General features: G+C 63.8%; 20 protein-coding genes and 1 tRNA gene. 10 read left to right on the top strand and 11 right to left on the bottom strand.

Annotated elements, in window-relative coordinates:
• Nucleotides 1-47: 47 nt before the first annotated feature.
• Together ABID58_RS22540 and ABID58_RS22535 are read left to right on the top strand one after the other, a co-directional pair.
• Nucleotides 48-776 carry a GntR family transcriptional regulator gene (locus tag ABID58_RS22540; protein WP_148753369.1) on the top strand — a complete coding sequence of 243 codons (729 nt, stop codon included), beginning with the start codon at nt 48-50 and terminating at the stop codon, nt 774-776.
• Nucleotides 773-1,696, top strand: a complete 924-nt coding sequence (locus ABID58_RS22535; protein ID WP_502916420.1) for a dihydrodipicolinate synthase family protein — start codon at nt 773-775, stop codon at nt 1,694-1,696. Before ABID58_RS22540 ends, ABID58_RS22535 begins: the two co-directional genes overlap by 4 nt.
• Before the next feature lie 99 nt (nt 1,697-1,795).
• Here ABID58_RS22535 and ABID58_RS22530 read toward each other — a convergent pair whose 3' ends face one another.
• Entirely contained in the window at nt 1,796-2,449 is a 654-nt protein-coding gene (locus ABID58_RS22530) for a hydrolase (protein WP_187435092.1), read from the bottom strand.
• A 152-nt stretch (nt 2,450-2,601) separates the two neighbouring features.
• Between ABID58_RS22530 and ABID58_RS22525 the strand changes: the two genes are divergently transcribed.
• On the top strand, nt 2,602-3,474 hold the full coding sequence (locus ABID58_RS22525; RefSeq protein ID WP_354034715.1) for a LysR family transcriptional regulator: 873 nt from the start codon (nt 2,602-2,604) through the stop codon (nt 3,472-3,474).
• Nucleotides 3,475-4,053: 579 nt separating this feature from the next.
• Here ABID58_RS22525 and ABID58_RS22520 read toward each other — a convergent pair.
• The 3 genes from ABID58_RS22520 to ABID58_RS22510 all read right to left on the bottom strand — a co-directional run bounded on the left by ABID58_RS22520 (nt 4,054) and on the right by ABID58_RS22510 (nt 5,149).
• Nucleotides 4,054-4,182 (bottom strand): hypothetical protein, encoded by a 129-nt coding sequence (locus ABID58_RS22520; RefSeq protein WP_256374932.1) that lies wholly within the window; start codon nt 4,180-4,182, stop codon nt 4,054-4,056.
• Nucleotides 4,183-4,400: 218 nt separating this feature from the next.
• Entirely contained in the window at nt 4,401-4,694 is a 294-nt protein-coding gene (locus tag ABID58_RS22515) for a hypothetical protein (protein WP_354034714.1), read from the bottom strand.
• A 53-nt stretch (nt 4,695-4,747) separates the two neighbouring features.
• Nucleotides 4,748-5,149 carry a hypothetical protein gene (locus ABID58_RS22510; protein WP_354034713.1) on the bottom strand — a complete coding sequence of 134 codons (402 nt, stop codon included), beginning with the start codon at nt 5,147-5,149 and terminating at the stop codon, nt 4,748-4,750.
• Between the two features lie 89 nt (nt 5,150-5,238).
• On the opposite strand from ABID58_RS22510, the gene ABID58_RS22505 reads away from it, so the two are divergent.
• On the top strand, nt 5,239-5,916 hold the full coding sequence (locus ABID58_RS22505) for a TetR/AcrR family transcriptional regulator (protein ID WP_354034712.1): 678 nt from the start codon (nt 5,239-5,241) through the stop codon (nt 5,914-5,916).
• A 10-nt stretch (nt 5,917-5,926) separates the two neighbouring features.
• The gene (locus tag ABID58_RS22500) at nt 5,927-6,391 is read left to right on the top strand and encodes a DUF2231 domain-containing protein (protein ID WP_354034711.1); all 465 of its coding nucleotides are present in this window, start codon (nt 5,927-5,929) and stop codon (nt 6,389-6,391) included.
• 283 nt (nt 6,392-6,674) lie between these two features.
• Here ABID58_RS22500 and ABID58_RS22495 read toward each other — a convergent pair.
• A tRNA-Ile gene (locus ABID58_RS22495) sits at nt 6,675-6,747 on the bottom strand.
• A gap of 347 nt (nt 6,748-7,094) precedes the next feature.
• Nucleotides 7,095-8,069, bottom strand: coding sequence for a Bug family tripartite tricarboxylate transporter substrate binding protein (locus ABID58_RS22490; RefSeq protein ID WP_354034710.1), 975 nt, complete (start codon nt 8,067-8,069; stop codon nt 7,095-7,097).
• 106 nt (nt 8,070-8,175) lie between these two features.
• Here ABID58_RS22490 and ABID58_RS22485 point away from each other — a divergent pair, with 106 nt between their 5' ends.
• Nucleotides 8,176-9,153, top strand: coding sequence for a TAXI family TRAP transporter solute-binding subunit (locus ABID58_RS22485; RefSeq protein ID WP_354034709.1), 978 nt, complete (start codon nt 8,176-8,178; stop codon nt 9,151-9,153).
• A gap of 19 nt (nt 9,154-9,172) precedes the next feature.
• Here ABID58_RS22485 and ABID58_RS22480 read toward each other — a convergent pair whose 3' ends face one another.
• The 3 genes from ABID58_RS22480 to ABID58_RS22470 all read right to left on the bottom strand — a co-directional run bounded on the left by ABID58_RS22480 (nt 9,173) and on the right by ABID58_RS22470 (nt 11,726).
• A complete protein-coding gene (locus tag ABID58_RS22480) occupies nt 9,173-10,402 on the bottom strand; it encodes an ABC transporter substrate-binding protein (RefSeq protein WP_148755384.1) in 1,230 nt (409 codons plus the stop codon).
• A 103-nt stretch (nt 10,403-10,505) separates the two neighbouring features.
• The gene (locus ABID58_RS22475) at nt 10,506-11,399 is read right to left on the bottom strand and encodes a substrate-binding domain-containing protein (protein WP_354034708.1); all 894 of its coding nucleotides are present in this window, start codon (nt 11,397-11,399) and stop codon (nt 10,506-10,508) included.
• Nucleotides 11,400-11,408: 9 nt separating this feature from the next.
• On the bottom strand, nt 11,409-11,726 hold the full coding sequence (locus tag ABID58_RS22470; protein WP_148755386.1) for a hypothetical protein: 318 nt from the start codon (nt 11,724-11,726) through the stop codon (nt 11,409-11,411).
• Between the two features lie 69 nt (nt 11,727-11,795).
• On the opposite strand from ABID58_RS22470, the gene ABID58_RS22465 reads away from it, so the two are divergent.
• The 4 genes from ABID58_RS22465 to ABID58_RS22450 are packed head-to-tail and all read left to right on the top strand — an operon-like array spanning nt 11,796 to nt 16,928.
• Nucleotides 11,796-12,623 carry an ABC transporter substrate-binding protein gene (locus tag ABID58_RS22465; protein ID WP_354034707.1) on the top strand — a complete coding sequence of 276 codons (828 nt, stop codon included), beginning with the start codon at nt 11,796-11,798 and terminating at the stop codon, nt 12,621-12,623.
• Nucleotides 12,624-12,678: 55 nt separating this feature from the next.
• The gene (locus ABID58_RS22460) at nt 12,679-13,785 is read left to right on the top strand and encodes a molybdopterin-binding protein (protein ID WP_354034705.1); all 1,107 of its coding nucleotides are present in this window, start codon (nt 12,679-12,681) and stop codon (nt 13,783-13,785) included.
• 13 nt (nt 13,786-13,798) lie between these two features.
• A complete protein-coding gene (locus tag ABID58_RS22455; RefSeq protein WP_354034704.1) occupies nt 13,799-15,748 on the top strand; it encodes a molybdopterin biosynthesis protein in 1,950 nt (649 codons plus the stop codon).
• 52 nt (nt 15,749-15,800) lie between these two features.
• Nucleotides 15,801-16,928 carry an FAD-dependent monooxygenase gene (locus ABID58_RS22450; RefSeq protein WP_354034702.1) on the top strand — a complete coding sequence of 376 codons (1,128 nt, stop codon included), beginning with the start codon at nt 15,801-15,803 and terminating at the stop codon, nt 16,926-16,928.
• Here ABID58_RS22450 and mobA read toward each other — a convergent pair.
• Nucleotides 16,895-17,569: a molybdenum cofactor guanylyltransferase MobA gene (mobA, locus tag ABID58_RS22445; protein ID WP_354034701.1), complete on the bottom strand. Its 675-nt coding sequence runs from the start codon at nt 17,567-17,569 to the stop codon at nt 16,895-16,897. The genes ABID58_RS22450 and mobA overlap by 34 nt on opposite strands.
• A complete protein-coding gene (gene fdhD, locus ABID58_RS22440) occupies nt 17,559-18,449 on the bottom strand; it encodes a formate dehydrogenase accessory sulfurtransferase FdhD (protein WP_354034699.1) in 891 nt (296 codons plus the stop codon). Before fdhD ends, mobA begins: the two co-directional genes overlap by 11 nt.
• Nucleotides 18,450-18,594: the final 145 nt, after the last annotated feature.

Below are 18,594 nucleotides of genomic sequence, written 5' to 3'. Positions count from 1 at the left end.
TATCCAAAAAAATTTGGGCGCATGAACCTGCGTCCAGGGAGAGCAGCGTGCCGCCAAGGCTTCAGCCGGTCGATCCGGTTTATCTGAAAGGGCTGCGTGCTCATGTCCGCGAGGAGCTGCGTCGCGCCATCATCGCGGGCGAGCTGCCGTCCGGCGCGGTGCTCAACGAACGGCAGATGGCGGAACAGCTCGGCGTCAGCACCACGCCGCTGAAGGAGGCGTTGCGCCAGCTCGAAGCCGAAGGCCTGGTCGTGGCGGAGCCGCGCCGCGGCATCCGCGTGACCTTCGATGCCGAGCAGGCCGAAGAGATGGCGCTGGCCCGTGCCGCGCTCGAGAGCATGATCGCCCGCATGGCGGCGTCGCGCATCGACGATGAAGGGGTCGCGCGGCTGGCCGCCATCGTGAGCAAAATGGCCGAGGCGACCGCGGCGAGCGCGACCGACGATCTGATCAAGCTCAACGAGTTGTTTCACGATGCCATCCACGAGATCTCGCGTTGCAGTTATCTGCAGCGCATTCTGGTCGGGCAGCGCGTCTACGTGCATACCGCACGTCAGTTCATCCTAAGCGACGCGGAGGAACGAGGCCGCGCCCTTCGCGAGCATTGCACCATCTACGAAGCGCTGGCCCGCCGTGACAGTGACGCCGCCGAGCGGGAAATGCGCGATCACGTGGTCCGTTCGGCACGGCAGCACGTCAAGGCCGCGTTCGAAAACCGTGGGCAACCGCAAACTGCTCCCCAAGCTGTCCGTGCTACGAAGGAGCACAACTCTTGAGGTTGAAAAAAGTAAGAGCTGCGCTCGAGGGCATTTCGGGCGTGCATGTTACGCCCTACGCCACGAGCGGCGACATCGACCGGCCGTTGCTCAGCCGCATCGTCGACAGAATCGCGGGCGCGGGCATCCACAATATCGTATCCGCCGGCAATACCGGTGAGTTCTACGCCTTGGCAGCCGACGAAGTCCGCACCGTGCATGATGGCGCCATCGAAGCCAATGCGGGCCGCTCGCTGCTGACCGCCGGTGTCGGGCGCTCGCTGAAGGAGGCGATCGAGCTCGGCCGGCGGGCGAGAGACAAGGGCGCCGACGCCTTGATGGCGCATCAGCCGCTCGATCCGTTCGCAGCACCACAGGCGCAGGCAGCCTACTTCAAGGCGATCGCGGATGCGGTGGATGTGCCGCTCATTGCCTATGTCCGCTCGGACGCGATGAGCCTCGGCGACATCTTGAGTGTTGCCAACCATCCGAACGTCGCCGGCGTGAAATTCGCCACCACGAACCTGATGCTGCTGTCCGAGTGCATCCGCTCCAGCACCGGAGCGACCGCATTGTGGGTGTGCGGTCTTGCCGAGGGCTGGGCGCCCGCCTTCTACGCGGCGGGGGCGAGGGGGTTCACTTCGGGCCTCGTCAACATCGATCCCGCCCGTTCACTGGCCATCCATGCCGCGCTCGAGGCTGGCCGGTTCGACCGGGTTCGCGAACTCGTCGATACCATCGCCAAGTTCGAGGCGATGCGGACGCGTTTCGGCAACGGCGCGAACGTCACGGTGGTCAAAGAGGCGCTGCGGCTGATCGGATTTCCGGTCGGCCCCGTGCGGCTGCCCGGCCTGCCGCGACTCGACGACAGCGACCGCGCAATCCTCGCCGAAGTGTTGCGAGCGTGGGGTGTGCTGGCTCCCGACGCCGAGGCAGAATAGCTCTAGCCATCTCGACTGGGCCCCTGAGCCGTCCCCACCTTTTCAGAGCAAGAAGTTCTCGATGCCTGTCTCCGTAACCAAGCCGAGGTCCAGTTCAGCTCAGGCTGCGCTTTTCGGTACCGGTGTGTTGAGCAGCTGCTGCTCCCACAGGAACGCGATGCCACTGCCGCCGGCATGCTGCAGGATCACCTCGGTCAGCTTGGCGGCTTGGTCGGCCCTGGCCCAGTCGCGCTGCCATTCGGCCGCCACTGCCAACCAGGTCATCATGTTGGCGCCGGCGGTGATCATGCGCTGAATGGCGATCTCGTGGGCTTCGACCGAAACGGCACCGGACGCATCTGTCACCACAGTGACGTCCCAGCCTTCGCCGAGAGCCTGGATCGTCGGCATCGCGACGCATATCTCGGTCCACAGACCGGCGATGATCAGCTGCTTGCGGCCCGTGGCCTTGACCGCATCCACGACCTTCTTATCCTGCCAGGTGTTGATGAACGTCCGGTCGATCACCTCCTGTCCGGGGAACACTTCGGTGATCTGAGGGAAGAGGAGGCCACCTCGCTCGGCAATCACGCTCGTCAGGATCGTGGGAACACCGAAGGCCTTTGCTGCCTTCGCAAGAGCTGCCGTGTTGTTGATCACCATCTGCGGTTCATGGCTGTTCACGTTCGCAAGCTGGTAGGGTTGGTGGTCGATCAGAACGAGCACTGAGTCTTCGGGACGAAGAAGCGAAGCAAGGCCGTTACGAAGTTTCATCATGACATCCTTTGTTGCCGTTGAATGCGGCATCGGTTTTGGGGAGACGCTCGCCACAGGCGGCGTTACCTGGAGGGCTTATTGCCGTTCCCGTGTTCGATGCGGTAGTACCGTTTGGTGGCAAGCTGTGTCGCGAAAGCAGGAACGCCAAAGTGGACGTCGAAGAGCTCAGGACATTCGTGGAAGTTGCTGATGCCGGCGGAGTTTCGCCTGCTGCGCTCCGGCTCGGCGTCTCCAAGTCGATCGTCAGTCGAAGGCTGTTGCGGCTTGAATCGGAACTTGGTGTCCAGCTTCTTGCACGAACCACCCGCGGCGCCGCTCTAACGGAAGCTGGGGCGACGTTCCGAGACTATGCTGCGAGGGTCTGCACCGAAATCGACCTGGCCAAGGAAACGATCCTGCCTGCCGGCGAGCTTCGTGGACGCTTGCGAGTTGCCGTGCCGCTGTCCTTCGGCTCGAACTACTTCGCCCCCGTGATGGCGGAAATGGCGAGACGACACCCGAAGCTCCAGATCCAAGCCTGCTACAGTGACCAATTCGTTGATCTCATCGCAGAAGGTTATGACTGCGCGATCCGGATTGGCTATCTTCAAGACTCGAATCTGATCGCCAGGCGCGTCGGACCGATCTACGGCAAGTTCGTTGCGAGTCCCGGCTACGTCAGAGAGCACGGGTCGCCTGAGACACCCGAGGAACTCATCGTCCATCAAGCTCTCATGCAGGGCACCGAAGCCTGGCAGCTCATGGATGGCGACAAGATCATCACGGTTCGTCCGCAGGGTCGCTTCAAGGCCGACAACGGCACAGCCCTGGTGGCCGCGGCAACAGCAGGACTCGGGATTGCCTACCTCCCCGATTTCCTCACGGATGAATTGCTGGCATCGGGGCGGCTTGTTTCAGTCATGACCCGTCATCCACCACCTCCTGCGGGTGCCTATGTCATCCGCCCGCCAGGCCAGCATCCCGCGCGGAAGATCCGGGTCCTCACGGAATTGCTGATCGAGCATTGCGATCCGGTCAAGTGATCGATTGGCTGGTGGGCCCGGCAGGACTCGAACCTGCAACCAGACAGTGCTTGCAATGACGGAGTGCGTGGCGCCGCCTCGCGCAACTCTTTCCACCGTCATTGCGAGGAGCCCTGGCGACGAAGCAATCCAGAATCGTCCCGCGGAGGGACTCCGGATCGTTTCGCTACGCTCGCAATGACGAAGTGTGAGGCGCCACCTCGCGCAACTCTCTCCACCGTCATTGCGAGGAGCCCTTGCGACGAAGCAATCCAGAATCTTCCCGCGGAGGGACTCCGGATTGCTTCGCTCCGCTCGCAATGACGAAGTGTGATGCGCCGCCTCGCGCAACTCTCTCCACCGTCATTGCGAGGAGCCCTTGCGACGAAGCAATCCAGGATCTTCCCGCGGAGGGACTCCGGATTGCTTCGCTGTGCTCGCAATGACGAAGTGTGAGGCGCCACCTCGCGCAACTCTCTCCACCGTCATTGCGAGGAGCCCTTGCGACGAAGCAATCCAGAGTCTTCCCGCGGAGGGACTCTGGATTGCTTCGCTGTGCTCGCAATGACGGGGTGCGAAAGCGAGAGGCAATCCGCGATGTCACCGCACCCCAGTGCCTTTGCAGCGCTGGCACTTCACCACCTTGTCGCCCTTCTTGAGTAGGCCTTTGCCCTCACAATTCTTGCATTTCTGCTTCTTCTTGATGTTCGGGCCTTTTTCACTGACCATGAAAATCTCCTGCCTCGAGAGAGCGGTTAACTGGGGTTTTGTAGGGGGTGGGCGAGGGCGATAATCCAGACGGACCCGATTGCGCTGCCGTTTTCATTCGATATCCATCCCTGGGGCTCTTTTTTGAAGGCATGGGAGCTACAGATACCCGTAATGTCTTGCCGATCTACTCCGATGGCGCGCGAGCTGCAACGAGGAGCCGCTGCGGGACCGTACATTCACGGCTTCATCAAGAAGACCCGGAAGACGCCGCCCGATGATCTGGCGCTGGCGCACCGCAGAAACCGTGAATTCGAGAAATGAAGGAGATCGAAATGGTCAAAAAAGCAGTGACGAAAAGGAAGAAAGCAGTCCGTTCCATCGCCAGGCTCACCACGCTCGATGATTTCCTCGGCGAAGAAGGCAATCGAGAGGAGTTCGAAGCCATCGCCGTCAAAGAGGTCCTTGCGTGGCAGATCGAGCAGGCAATGAAGGAGAACAACATATCCCGCAAACAATCTGGCCCAGAGCATGAAGACCTCGCGCAGTCAGATCGGGCGCCTGCTCGACCCGAAGGACGGCAACGTCACGCTGACAACGCTTCAGCGCGCCGCGCGCATGGTGGGGCGGTCATTGCGGCTGGAACTGGCTTGAGAAGTGTGACGGCGACAGGTGCGCTCAATGAGCTTTCGAACACCGGCATTTCGTGCAGCGTCACCGTAATTCCAAGACGATCACTGCCAAAGCCGCGGTCACGCCCAGCAAGATCTGCCATCCGGCTCTCTGGAGCAGCCAGCCGGACAGGGAAGGTCGCGGCCGCGGTGCCGGCGATGTAGGTCGCGATGGGCAAGGTTGCCAGCGACTTGTCGCTGCCGAGCACGGCATAGCCCACCAATCCGTTAAGGCCGATGACGATGGTGTTATTCGTTAGGAGCGCTGCCAGGCACGTCGCCAGAGGCGCAATTACACGAAGCAGTTTGAGGTCCAACACGTCCTCCTGTCGGTTTTCCAGAGTTGACAGCAAGTTCTGAGCCGGATAGATAGCGAGTACATGCTATCTAATCGAGGACGCCAGAAATGCCCGAAGTAGCTTCGTCTCCTAGCCGCGAACGATTGCAGGCCGAAGAGCGCAAGGAGCAGATCGTGCAGACGGTCTTGCGATTGGTCCATGAACGAGGCGCCGAGTCGGTCAGTACGCAGCTAATTGCGGATACGATCGGGCGATCCCAAGGGGCGGTCTTTCGACACTTCCCTACAAAAGAGGCGCTCTGGACCGAAGTGCTGGCGTGGCTCCAGGGAAGCCTGGAGGGCGTTTGGACCCGCGCTCTCCTCGAGCGCGGAGGCGAATCGCCGCTCGCTCGTCTCGAAAGTATCCTGGTCGGCCACGTCGGACTGATCGAGAAGTTTCCCGCGCTCGCAAAGGTGGTGATGTCGGACGATCTTCGGCACCGCTACCCAACGCTCAACGAGCAGTTTCAACGGCTTCACATCCGATACGAGCGGCAGGTGACCGATCTGCTCAAGGAAGCGATTCGGCTTGGCCAACTTCCGAAGAGCACAAATGTCTCTGACGCGGCAATTCTCTACTTCTGCATCATACAGGGACTTGGTTTCCAGTCAGCTATTGCCCGTCTGCACCCGAGCAAGCTCGCAAGTCTCGCTTCGAAAATGTTCTTATTTTTCGTTAGGGCGCTCGAAAATCTGCCGGCCGAGGCGAAGACTCGGCAAGCCGACAGCGTCCAGAAGCGAAAATAGGAGTATCGCGATGCCCGAGATCATTCCGAATTGGCATCCGGTTTTTGTGCATTTCACGATCGCCTTATACGTAGTGGCGACGGCACTGTATGCGCTCGGTCAAATTGCTCGCGGACGCAACTGGGCAGGCGTTGTGATCGTCGCGGCTCGGATAAATCTCTGGACAGGAGCTGCGCTGTCGATCCTGACCGTGATTGCAGGAATCAACGCCTTCTTCACTGTTGCTCATGACGCGTCTCAAACGATGTTCATGATCGACCACCGGCGATGGGCGATCGCGACTGCCGTCATCTGGTGGTTCATCGCAGTGTTGGAGGCCGGTAGGGCAGCTCAAGGCAAGAAAGCGCATCTGGTGGTCGCATTGGCGCTCGTTGCGGCTATTGGTCCGCTCGCCGTTACCGGCTGGAAAGGTGCCGAACTTGTCTATCGAAATGGAATCGGAATCGTCGCGACGTTGGGATCGGTCCCGCGGTAAGCCGCCGGGGTGGTTAGTCCCGGCATTTGCTTGAGAGGAAATCATGTCGCAATTTCAATCATATAAGAGCCCGTAGTTTTGTCCCGAATGGCGCGCCAGCAAACTCAGGCACTTAGGTAGCCATCAGCCGCGTTCGTTGGGCCAGGTCGTCATCGTGGTGTGCTTGCCAACTGCGGGCCCGCCTTCGCCTTTTGGGCTTCGGCGCGGCAGCCTTCACTCGCTTCGCTTTTGATGTATGGCGCTGGCTTGCCTTGCCGAAGCTCGCGAAGCGAGCGAAGGCTAGTGGGCCCGGCAGGACTCGAACCTGCAACCAGACCGTTATGAGCGGCCGGCTCTAACCATTGAGCTACAGGCCCCGCCGCGGGACGGCCTGCGGGAAGTGCGCGGCCGGCAACGGTGCGCGGTTCGTTTACAGGGCCGGAGGCGGGGGTGCAATGCCGGGTCTGGCGAACTGAAATCGTCGGCGCTGTATTCCGGGTATTTCTAAATTACCGAAGTCTGGGATGATGCCCTTATGCGCCTGTTTTGCCCGACGGGTCAAGCGTTTTTCGCGGCGAGCCCGTTTTTGCGTCTGTAACCCACTGGAATTGCCTTCCTTTTCTACTGTGCATGGGGTTGTTTTCGCGACTCTTCCTGGGAGGGGACCCGCCGGTCCCCTCAACACGCTTGCTCGCGAGCTCTCAGCCCGTGGCAGGCTGTCCGCTCAGTCCACCGAGACCCCGGCGAATGCCACGACCTTGCGCCACTTCTCGGTCTCGTCGGCGACGAGCTTGCCGAACTCGGCCGGCGTCATCGGCTTGGGGATGCCGCCATTCTCGGTCAACCGCGCGGTGACCTTCGGGTCCTTCAGCGCGTCGCCGACGGCCTTGTTGAGAATCTCGACCACTTCGGGCGGCGTGCCCTTTGGCGCGGAGATGCCGTAGAAGCCGACCGCTTCGAAGCCCGGCACGGTCTCGGCGATCGCAGGCACATCGGGCACACCAGGCCAGCGCTGCGGCGAGGTCACGCCGATGGCGCGGACAGTGCCGCCGCGCGACTGCTCGAGCGCGGAAGGAAGGTTGTCGAAGATCAGCTGCACCTTGTTGGATATGATGTCGGGGAAGGCGATCGCAGAGCCGCGATAGGGCACGTGCACCATGTCGCACTTGGTCATCGCCTTGAACAGCTCCGCCGACATGTGCACCGAGGTGCCGTTGCCGGACGAGGCGAACGAGATCTGGCCGGGATTGGCCCTGCAATAGTCGATGAACTCCTGGACCGTCTTCACCGGCATCGCATTGGAGACGACCAGCATGTTGGTGAGCTGCATGATGCTCGCGACCGGCACGGTGTCGCGCAGGAAGTCGAACGGCAGCTTCTTGTAGAGCGAGGTCGAGATCGCGTTGTTGGGCGCGACGAACAGCAGCGTGTAGCCGTCGGGGGCTGCGTTGATCGCGGCACCGGCTGCGATGTTGCCGCCGGAGCCGGCGCGGTTCTCGACGATGAATTGCTGGCCGAGCCGATCCGACAGCGCCTGCGCCATGATGCGCGCCACGATGTCGACCGGGCCGCCGGCGGCAAAGCCGATCATCCAGTGCACGGGGCGGTGGGGGTAGGCGGCGGAGGCGGGAGGGGAGGCTGCAAAAACACCGAACAGAAAAACCAGCCCGAAAACAGCGCACCGCAAAATTCGCAACATGATGCCTCCCATTGTTCTATTGTCGTTGGCGGCATGCTTTCACAAAAACCGCCCGCTGCCTACATCGCCTCAAGTCGATGTTGACGCGGACGCAGCCGGAACGACCATGAAATTCGCTATCAGGATTCTCATCACTGCGGCGCTGCTCGGAAATTCCCTTGCAGGCCCCGCTGCCGCTCAAACCGGAGGCAATGCCATTTCCACCACGACGATCAGCCTGGGCACCGCGACGCCCGGCGGCGGTTTCCCGCTTTATGGCAACGCCTTTGCGGAGGTGATGAACGCGGCAGATAGCACGCTCACCATTGCTCCGCGCAACACCAAGGGCAGCAACGAGAACATTCCGCTTTTGGAGAAAGGCGAGCTCGATCTCGCGCTGGTCGCGGGCGAGCCGGCCTATGAGGCGTTTGCTGGCATCGGCCGCGCGAAGGTAGCGCTGAAGATCTTGACCGCGATCTATTCCAACCCCGGCATGTTCGTGGTGCGGGCGGACAGTCCGTACAAAACGATTCATGATCTCGTCGGCCAGCCGGTTGCGTTCGGCGCCAAGGGCTCGGGCCTGCCGATCCTGGCGCGCTACGTGCTCGACGGGCTCGGCCTGAAGCAGGACGAGGATTTCAAGGCTGTTTATCTCGACCGCGCCGGCGACGGCCCCGCGATGGTCGAGGATGGCCGCGTGGCTGCACTGTGGGGCGCCGGCATCGGCTGGCCGGGCTTTGCGGCGGTGGCCTCGAGCGCATCAGGCGCGCGCTTCATCGCGCCCTCTGCCGAAGAGATCACGCGCATCCGCGCCAGGCATGCGTTCCTTAAACCCCTGACCGTGCCGGCCGGCTCCTATCCCAAACAGTCCGAGCCGATCGCCTCGCTCGGCTCCTGGAGCTTTATGCTGACGCGCGAGGATCTGCCCGACGATGTCGCCTATCTTCTCGCGAAGACGCTGCACAGCGCCGAAGCGATCTTCTGTAGGAAGCTCGCCCAGGCCTGCGAGACCACCGCGGCGAACACGGTCGCGGCGGCACCGAAGCCGGAGCTGATTCATCCGGGCGTGATGCAGTATTTTCGCGAGATTGGAGTCGTGAAGTGACGATCGCTTTAGGCGCTCGTCACTTCTTCAGCATCGGACACGCCGGGTCCGGCGGGCCGAACGCCTTGTCGCCCGAGATCGTGGTGAGGATCTTGTAATAGTCCCACGGATATTTGCTTTCCTCCGGCGTCTTCACCTGCACCAGCCAGAGGTCGTGCACCATCAGATTGTCTTCGCGCAAGCGGCCGTTGCGGGCGAAGAAATCCTCGACCGGTGTCTCGCGCATTTTCGCCGCGACCTTGAGCGGATCGTCGGTGCCGGTTGCCTTGATGGCGTTGAGATAGTGCATCACGCTGGAGTAGACGCCGGCCTGCCACATCGACGGCATCTTGTTCATCTTGGCGAAATAGCGCTTCGACCATTCGCGCGTCTTGTCGTCCATGTCCCAATAGAACGACGTCGTCAGCAACAGGCCTTGGGCTGCCTGCAGGCCGAGGCCGTGGATGTCGGTGATCAGCGCGAGCAGCGCCGCCATCTGCTGGCCGCCCTTGAACACGCCGAACTCCGAGCCGGTCTTGATCTCGTTCATGTTGTTGGGCGGGCCGGCCGCGATGCCGATGATCTTGGCCTTGGAGGCCTGCGCCTGCAGCACGAAAGAGGAGAGATCCGGCGTCGCCAGCGGCGGCTTCACCGAGCCGAGCACCTTGCCGCCATTGGCGGTGATGACGCTGGAGGCATCGCGTTCGAGCGAGTGGCCGAAGGCATAGTCGTCGGTGATGAAGAACCAGCTGTCGCCGCCGCGCTTGACCACCGCGTCCGCGGTGCCGACCGCGAGCGCGCGGGTGTCGAACACCCACTGTATCGCATAGGGCGAGCAGAACTTGCCGTGGAAATCGGCGGTGCCGGTGGAGTGGGTGATGAACAGCCGCTTCTTCTCGTTGGCGACGTTCTGCACCGCGAGGCCAACGGCGGAAACCGGCACGTCGACGATGAGATCGACCTGGTCGACATCGTACCAGCGCCGCGCGATGCCGCCGCCGATATCGGCCTTGAGCTGGTGGTCGCCGATCACGATGCTGATCGGCTTGCCGAGCACCGTGCCGCCGAAATCGTCGATCGCCATCTGCGCCGCGGTCACCGAGCCCTGGCCGGTCGGCGCGGAGGCCGGGCCGTTCATGTCGGTGAGCACGCCGATCTTGACGATGTCGTCGGACACCTGCGCCATTGCGGCGCCCGACAGCAGCGCCGCCGCCAAGGGCATCGCTATAAAGGCAGCCGCGACCGGCAGTCCAAATCTCGCTGGATTCACGCTTGTCCTCCCCTGATCCGGCTCGTTGGCCGAAGTTGCCTGTCCCGGGTACGGCCCGGCTGAATTGGTTTCTTTTGCAACTATTTTGGGGCGGGCGTCAATGTCAGGCCGCGAAGCGGATCTGCCCGGCGGGGGAGGGATCGTAGCCGGTCAGCTCCTCGGCGCGCCGGCGCAGCCGCCGTTCGCTGAGGAACCGGATCAGGGCCTGCATGGCGGGGCGGAAATAGCTGCGCTGCCGCATCGCAAGGTCAAAATTCTCCCAGACCAGCGGCACGAAATCGAGACCCGCCGAGCGCGCCGCCGCGCGCGTCGCAACGCCGCAGTCGGCCTGCCCGGCGCGGACCACTTCGGCGAGATCCGGCCCGGTGAGGGCAGGCGTCTCCACCCGGCGCAGATCGCGCGTCGAGGCGCCCGCGCGCAGCAGCAGCACGTCGAGCAGCATCTGCGCGCCCGTGCCCTGTTGCCGCGTCGCCATCCGCGAGCCGAGCGCGAGCACGTCGGAGAGACCGCGCAGCCGCTTCGGATTGCCCGGCGGCAGCACGAGACCCTGCTCGCGGCGCACGAAGGCGACCAGCAGCGCGTCATGCAGGTCAGGCGCGTCCCGCAGCGCCGCCGCGCTGGCGTCGGAGGCGAGATTGCCCTCGGCATCGAGGCTGTGGAAGTGCACGGCGACTGCCATCACCTCGTCACGTTGCAGGCGCTCGAGCCCGCGCGCACTGCCTTCGGTCATCGATCCCAGGCCCGAGCCGGATTCACGCAGGCTCCAATCCAGGAGCTCGTCCTGGCTGCCGCCCACGACCGGCGGCGGCTCCGCCGTCAGCATGCCGGCCGGACGCGCCATGCCCGACAGCACCCAGAGATCGAGCTCGTGCCGCGGGAAGAGCCATTTGCCGGTCACCTTGGTGCACGGGATCGCGCCATTGGTGACCAGTTCGTAAAGCTTGCGTTCGCCGAGACGGAGATAGTCCGCGGCTTCACTGGTCGTCAGGAATTCCATCCTGCATTCCTATGCAAATTCTTGCTTCTTTTTGACGTTAAACGCAGGTGGAATTCTGCACTTCGATTTTTGTCCGCGCGAACCATGCCCGATGATCTCGTTGCTTTGCAACACATCCTGACGCGTGTTTTGATTTTGGTTGACGATCTTGCTGGGCTCGAATGGTGCGGGCGTTGCGGCCGTTGCGCTCGTGATTGCAGTCAACGTGGCGGTTGATTGATTGCCGAAATTTCCCGGATAACTCGTCTTCGTCCGCTCGCCGACGCGTGGTGAACTTGCCTTTCGGTGGTGGTCAGGCTCAAGCTCTATCTCCTGTTGCTGTGGCAACTGGCAAGTCCGTCACGAGTGCGGCGCAATCGAGCATCATGATCGCGTCTTGTTCAATGGGAACCCGTCATGGCCGTTCGCCGACTGACCGTTGCATTTGCGCTTCTCTGCGGCCTCGCCGGAGGCATTGCGGCCTCGTCTGGCGAGGAGCGTGCGATCGTCCTGGCCTCGACGACATCGACGCAGGACTCCGGCCTGCTCGACTATCTGCTGCCGATTGTCCGCGACAAGACCGGCATCGAGGTGACGGTGATCGCACGCCGCAGCGACGAGGTGCTCGACGTTGCCCGACGGGGCGAGGTCGACGTCGTGTTGATGCATGCCCGGCCGCAAGAGGAGAAATTCGTCGCTGACGGTTTTGCCACGAAGCGCTACGACGTGATGTACAACGATTTCGTGCTGATCGGGCCGAAGAGCGATCCCGCCGGCGTGAAGGGCAAGGACATCGCCACCGCGTTGAAGGCGATCGAGGCCAAGGGTGCGCCGTTCATCACGCGTGGCGATCGTTCCGGCACCCACGCGGCGGAGCTTGCTCTCTGGATCGTTGCCGGCATCGACATCGCCAGTACAAAAGGCGCCTGGTATCGCGAGAGCGGGCAGGGCATGACCGCCGCCCTCGACGCCGCACGCGCGGCGAATGCCTATGTGCTCGCGGATCGCGCCAGCTGGATCGCCTTCAGGGATCGCGGCGATCTCGACATCGTTGTCGAGGGCGACAAGCGGCTGCTCAACCAATACGGCGTGATGCTGGTGAACCCGGAGAAGCATCCGAACGTCAAGAAGGAGCTGGGCCAGACCTTCGTCGACTGGTTGATCTCGCCGGAAGGGCAGGCGGCGATCGCAGGCTTCAAGGTCGACGGGCAACAGGTGTTCTTTCCGAATGCGGACAAGCCCTGATTGGCCGAGGCACGAGCGGTTGCCAAACCGAGCGATGCGTGGTCCACCATGAGGCATGACCCAGCGCCTGCCGCCCTCGCTGACGCCGCTCGACACCGCGCTCGCTGTTTTGCTGCGCGGCATCGGTCCGGTCGCGCCGGTCGAATTGCCGCTGGCTGAAGCAGTCGGCTGTATCGCCGCGGGGATGCCGCAGCTCGCAGCCTATCCGCCGTGCGACATCGCCGTCGTAGATGGCTGGGCGTTGCGTGCCAACGATCTGGTCGGTGCGTCCTCCTATTCGCCGCTGCCTCTGACCGGGCTTCCCGTGTGGGTCGACGCCGGCGATGCGATGCCGGCAGGGTGCGACTGCGTGCTCGATGCCGGCGCCGTCGAGGTGTCGGGCCCGCTCGCCCAGGTTCTGGCCGAGGGCGTTCCAGGGCAAGGCGTCGGGCGTGCCGGCGGCGACACCGCAGACCGCTTGCCCGCGGCCACAGCGGGACTTCCCATCGATGCAACGGCTCTGTTGCTCGCGCGTGTCGCCGATGTCGAAAGGCTGAGCATCAGGCGACCGCGGCTGCGCATCGTCAACGTGCCGGGCGCCACCGCGACGATGCAGATGATCACCGACCTCGCGCGCGCGGCGGGATTGGAGGTGACCGCGCATGAAGCCGGCTCACGTGATGCGACATCGATTGCGGAGGCGCTCGATGTCTCCGTCTGCGATCTGCTGCTGACGATCGGCGGCAGCGGAGCCGGTCGTGCGGATGCCTCGGTAACGGCGCTGGCCCAGCGTGGAGCCGAATTCGCCCACGGCCTCGCGCTCCAGCCCGGACGCACCGCAGCCGCTGGGCGGCTCGGAAAAGTTCCCGTCCTTGCCTTGCCCGGGGCGCCCGCTCCGGCCCTCGCGGTCTGGTTGGCGCTTGTGCTTCCGCTCATCGACAGAATGTCGGCGCGGCAGCCGCGCCGCACAGTGACCCTGCCGCTCGCGCGAAAGATCGCGTCCAGCGTCGGCATTGCCGAGATCGCTCTGCTGGCCGAGGAACATAAAACGTGGATGCCGCTTGCAGTCGGTGAATGGCCGCTCCACGCCATTGCCGGAGCGGATGCATGGCTGCTCATTCCCGCCAGCCATGAGGGATTTGCGGCGGACGAGCCGGTCGATGCTTATCTGATGCGGGAATGATATGGGTTCCGGCATGACGATGATCCCAAAACCGCCAGATCGCAGCGCGCTCGAACAGGAGCAATTCCTCAAGATCCTCTCACGCGAGGAGGCGCTCGCGCGGTTCGAGGCGGCCCTGTTTCCGCGCGCGATCCCGAGCGAACAGCGCAAGCTTGCCGATGCGCTCGGTACGGCACTGGCTGAAGACATCACCGCACCGATCGACGTGCCGCCCTTCGACCGCTCGAATGTCGATGGTTTTGCCGTACGCTCGGCGGATCTTTCCGCCGCCGGTGAAGGCGCATCCGTGCGGCTCGCGCTGAACGGCGAGACCATTCACTGCGGCACCGTGCCCAAGCTGCAAGTCGCCGCGGGCACCGTAACGCCGATCGCCACTGGCGGCCCCGTGCCGCGAGGCGCCGATGCTGTGGTCATGGTCGAGCACACCCAGCCGGCCGGCCCCGACGCGATCGATGTTCGTCGCGCCGCCTCGCCGGGGCAATTCGTATCCTATGCCGGATCCGACATCGCGCGCGGCGAGGCGCTGCTGCGCGCCGGCACGATCATAGGCTCGCGTGAGATCGGGATGCTGGCGGCCTGTGGCATCGCCGAGGTGAAGGTTGCGCGGAAGCCGCGCGTCGCGGTGATCTCCACCGGCGACGAACTGGTGCAGCCCGGCGGGGCGCTTGCGCCGGCCGCGATCTACGACACCAATGGCGCCATCGTCGCGGCCGCGATCGACGAGAACGGCGGCGAGGCCATCTTCCTCGGCGCCATTCCCGACGACGAAGCCAAGCTCGAAGCCGCCATGCGCCAGGCGCTGGCGGACGCCGACATGCTGGTGCTGTCCGGCGGCACGTCGAAGGGGGCGGGCGATCTGTCCCATCGCATCATCGGCCGGCTCGGCCAGCCCGGCATCATCGCGCATGGCGTTGCGCTCAAGCCGGGCAAGCCGCTGTGTCTCGCGGTATGCGACGGCAAGCCGGTCGTGATCCTGCCGGGCTTTCCGACCTCGGCGATGTTCACCTTCCACGACATGATCGTGCCAGCGCTGCGCAAGATGGCCGGCCTGCCGCCGCGCTCCGATGCCAAGGTGAGTGTCACCGTGCCGGTGCGCATGCCTTCCGAGCTCGGCCGCACCGAATTCGTGATGGTCTCGCTGGTCGAGGGCAAGGACGGCCTGATCGCCTATCCCTCCGGCAAAGGCTCTGGTGCGATCACGTCCTTCGCGCAAGCCGACGGCTTTTTGCGCATCGACGCGCTCGCCGACCAGATGCCGGCAGGGACCGAAGCAGAGGTCACTCTGTTTACGCCGCATGTGCGGGTGCCTGATCTCGTCATCGTCGGCAGTCATTGCACCGGCCTCGATCTCGTCACCGCACCGCTCGCGCATGCTGGCCTCACCGTGCGCTCGATCGCCGTCGGCAGCCTCGGCGGACTTGCGGCAGCGAAGCGCGGCGAATGCGATCTCGCGCCGATCCATCTGTTCGACGACAAGAGCGAGACCTACAACACGCCTTACCTCGCCGAGGGACTCGAGCTCGTGCCGGGCTGGCGGCGGATGCAGGGCATTGTGTACCGCAGGGGCGACAAGCGTTTTGAGGGGCTCGGTGCGAAGCAGGCCGTTGCTGCCGCGCTCGCCGACCCCGCCTGCATCATGGTCAGCCGCAACCAGGGCGCCGGCACGCGGATCCTGATCGACCGCCTGCTCGAGGGCGCCCGTCCGGACGGCTATTGGAACCAGCCGCGCTCGCACAATGCGGTCGCCGCAGCCGTCGCGCAGCATCGCGCCGATTGGGGCATGACCATTGCGCCGGTCGCCCATGCGGTCGGACTCGGTTTCATCCCGCTCGCGGAAGAGCATTATGACTTTGCCTTGGTGACGGCGCGCAGGCAGCGGCCTGCTGTGCAGGCCTTTCTCGACGCACTCGGCTCGGAAGAGGCCCGCGCAGCGCTGGAGCGCGCTGGCTTCCGGCCCGCGTAAACGATAGACGACGCGGCATTCAAGCCGCGCGGACAATAGGGTAGGGGAAGCGATGGCAAGGCCGCTTTCGGTTGCCGTCGTCGGTGCCGGCATGGGTGGGCTCGCGACCGCTGCGGCGCTCAGGCGCGTCGGCGTCGGCGTGATGGTCTACGAGCAGGCCTCCCAGTTCGCTCGCATCGGCGCCGGCATCCAGATCGGCTGCAACGCGATGAAGGTGCTGCGCGCGCTGGGACTGGAGTCGCGAATGCGCAGCCAGTCGTTCTATCCGCGGTCCTGGAACAACCGCGCCTGGAAGAGCGGCGACATCAAGTTCGACATGATCTTTGGCGAGAGCGCGGAGGAGAAGTTCGGTGCGCCCTATCTGCTGGCGCATCGTGGCGATCTCCACGCAGCGTTGGCGAGCGTCGTGCCGGATGAGTGTGTGAGGCTCAACCACAAGCTCGTCGGCCTCGACGAGGCCGGCGAGGGCGTTCGGCTGAGCTTCGCCGACGGCACCGGCGCTGTTGCCGATGCGGTGATCGGCGCCGACGGCGTGCATTCAGCGGTGCGCGACATTCTGTTTGACACCACGCCGGTCAAATTCACCGGCCGCATCGCCTACCGCGCCACCTATCCGGCCGCACTGCTCGGCGAGAAAATCGACGATTGCACGAAGTGGTGGGGCGAGGACCGCCACATCGTGATCTATTACGTCAAGCCTGATCGTAGCGAGGTCTATCTCGTCACCAGCCAACCGGAGCCGAACTTCCTGATCGAGTCCTGGTCGGCGAAGGGCGACGTGCGCGATCTGCGCGCCTCGTTCGAAGGCTTTCATCCGCAGGTCGGAAAGGTGCTGGCGGCGTGTCCCGACGTGCACAAATGGGCGATCATGGATCGCGATGCGCTGGAGCGCTGGGCCGACGGCAAGGTGACGCTGCTCGGCGACGCCTGCCATCCGATGACGCCCTATATGGCACAGGGTGCCGCGATGGCGATCGAGGACGCCGCGGTGCTGTCGCGCTGTCTCGAAAGTGTCGACCGCGACGGCATCGTGGATGCTTTTCGCCGCTTCGAGGCGACGCGCAAGGTGCGGACCACGCGGGTGCAGGAGACCTCACGTGCCAACATCTGGCTGAAGGAGCGGACAGATACGAGCTGGGTCTACGGCTACGACGCCTGGTCGGTGCCGCTGGCGGCTTGAGCGTCATCCAGCGCCGCGAGCCGCTCGGCCTCTGCGATGTCCTCGACTGTATTTGCGTTGAAGAACGGATCGAGCGGCTCGGCCGGCCACGTCACCGTCGCCAGCGGGTAGCGCGCGGTCCAGCGGTCGATCTTGCGGAGATTCTCGACGACCAGTGCGTGACGCAGCTCGTTGCGCAAGGCGACGCGCCAGAGGCCGATGACCGGATGCGACTGGTCGCCTGACGCTGCGACCGCAAGCTGCGCGTTCCCCCGTGCCCGGGCCTCATGCAGCCGCGCGACGAGGTCGCGTGGCAGGAAGGGGCAGTCGCCGGCGGCGCTGAGCACCCATTCGATCTCCGGCCGGTTCGCCGCGGTCCAGTCGAGCGCGGCCAAAATGCCGGCGAGCGGGCCGGGGAAGCCGGGGACGTCATCGGAAATGACCTGCAAGCCGAACGCGGCGAAGCGCGCTGGATCGCCATTCGCATTGAGGATCAATCCGTCGCACTGGGGCGATAGGCGCGCGATCACGCGCTCCAGGATGGTGCGGCTGCCGATGGTCCGCATCGGCTTGTCGCCGCCGCCCATGCGGCGCGCGAGGCCGCCGGCGAGCAGCACGCCAAGAGTTGATGGAATGCTCGTTGCCGGAGTCCTAGTCGTCACCACCTTCGCCCTTACGCTTGTGCCTCGCCGATTCCTCTTCGACGTAATCGAGATTCTGGTCGTAGACGATCCGTTCCTCGCCGGCGAGCGCGATGAAACGCTTTCCGCGCGTGCGTCCGACCAGCGTCAAACCCACCTGCCTTGCAAGATCGACGCCCCAGGCGGTGAAGCCGGAGCGCGACACCAGGATCGGGATTCCCATCCGCACCGTCTTGATCACCATTTCCGAGGTGAGACGTCCTGTCGTGTAAAGGATCTTGTCGGACGCATCGACGCCGTGGCGATACATCCAGCCCGCGATCTTGTCGACGGCGTTGTGGCGGCCGACGTCCTCGGTGTAGCAGAGCGGCTCGCCCTCCCTGCACAGCACGCAGCCGTGGATCGCGCCAGCCTCCAGATAGAGCGAGGGCATGGTGTTGATGGTCTGTGTCATCTGGTAGAGCCAGGAGGTGCGCAGCTCGGCTTTCGGCAGCTCGACGCTTTCGACCGCCTCCAGCAGGTCGCCGAAGGCGGTGCCTTGCGCGCAGCCTGAGGTCTGCGTGCGCTTCTTCAGCTTGGCCTCGAAATTGGTGTGGTGCTCGGTGCGCACCACCACGACCTGGAGGTCGTCGTCGTATTCGACCTCGGTGACGGCGTCATTATATTTCAGCATGTTCTGGTTGAGCAGGTAGCCCAGCGCCAGATATTCCGGATAGTCGCCGATCGTCATCATGGTGACGATCTCCTGCGAGTTCAGATACAGCGTCAAGGGCCGCTCCATCGGCACCTTGATCTCGACCCTGGTGCCGGTCTGGTCGGTCCCGGTCACCCTCTGGGTCAGGCGCGGGTCGTCCGGGTTCGGAATGACCAGAGGCACCGGGGCTTTGTCGATCTTCATCATGGGGGCGACGTTAGCATGACATTCGGGTCAAGCCGATATAAGCATGCCCTGGAGAGCACGAAATGCCTCCGTTCGTCATTGCGAGCGTAGCGAAGCAATCCAGAAATGCATCCGCGGAGACACTCTGGATTGCTTCGCTGCGCTC

Origin of the sequence: Bradyrhizobium sp. S3.2.6 (assembly GCF_040546885.1) — a bacterium.
Lineage (GTDB): Bacteria > Pseudomonadota > Alphaproteobacteria > Rhizobiales > Xanthobacteraceae > Bradyrhizobium > Bradyrhizobium cytisi.
The sequence above is the reverse complement of the archived record's forward strand: the minus strand, read 5'-3'. Positions and strand labels throughout refer to the sequence as shown.

Coding starts and splice junctions, on each gene's coding strand:
- ABID58_RS22460 (WP_354034705.1), top strand. CDS start 12,679: ATGACCCAGCGCCTGCCGCCCTCGCTGACGCCGCTCGACACCGCGCTC.
- ABID58_RS22515 (WP_354034714.1), bottom strand. CDS start 4,694: ATGCTCTGGGCCAGATTGTTTGCGGGATATGTTGTTCTCCTTCATTGC.
- ABID58_RS22465 (WP_354034707.1), top strand. CDS start 11,796: ATGGCCGTTCGCCGACTGACCGTTGCATTTGCGCTTCTCTGCGGCCTC.
- ABID58_RS22450 (WP_354034702.1), top strand. CDS start 15,801: ATGGCAAGGCCGCTTTCGGTTGCCGTCGTCGGTGCCGGCATGGGTGGG.
- fdhD (WP_354034699.1), bottom strand. CDS start 18,449: ATGATGAAGATCGACAAAGCCCCGGTGCCTCTGGTCATTCCGAACCCG.
- ABID58_RS22490 (WP_354034710.1), bottom strand. CDS start 8,069: ATGTTGCGAATTTTGCGGTGCGCTGTTTTCGGGCTGGTTTTTCTGTTC.
- ABID58_RS22505 (WP_354034712.1), top strand. CDS start 5,239: ATGCCCGAAGTAGCTTCGTCTCCTAGCCGCGAACGATTGCAGGCCGAA.
- ABID58_RS22520 (WP_256374932.1), bottom strand. CDS start 4,182: ATGGTCAGTGAAAAAGGCCCGAACATCAAGAAGAAGCAGAAATGCAAG.
- ABID58_RS22500 (WP_354034711.1), top strand. CDS start 5,927: ATGCCCGAGATCATTCCGAATTGGCATCCGGTTTTTGTGCATTTCACG.
- ABID58_RS22475 (WP_354034708.1), bottom strand. CDS start 11,399: ATGGAATTCCTGACGACCAGTGAAGCCGCGGACTATCTCCGTCTCGGC.
- ABID58_RS22530 (WP_187435092.1), bottom strand. CDS start 2,449: ATGAAACTTCGTAACGGCCTTGCTTCGCTTCTTCGTCCCGAAGACTCA.
- ABID58_RS22485 (WP_354034709.1), top strand. CDS start 8,176: ATGAAATTCGCTATCAGGATTCTCATCACTGCGGCGCTGCTCGGAAAT.
- ABID58_RS22455 (WP_354034704.1), top strand. CDS start 13,799: ATGACGATGATCCCAAAACCGCCAGATCGCAGCGCGCTCGAACAGGAG.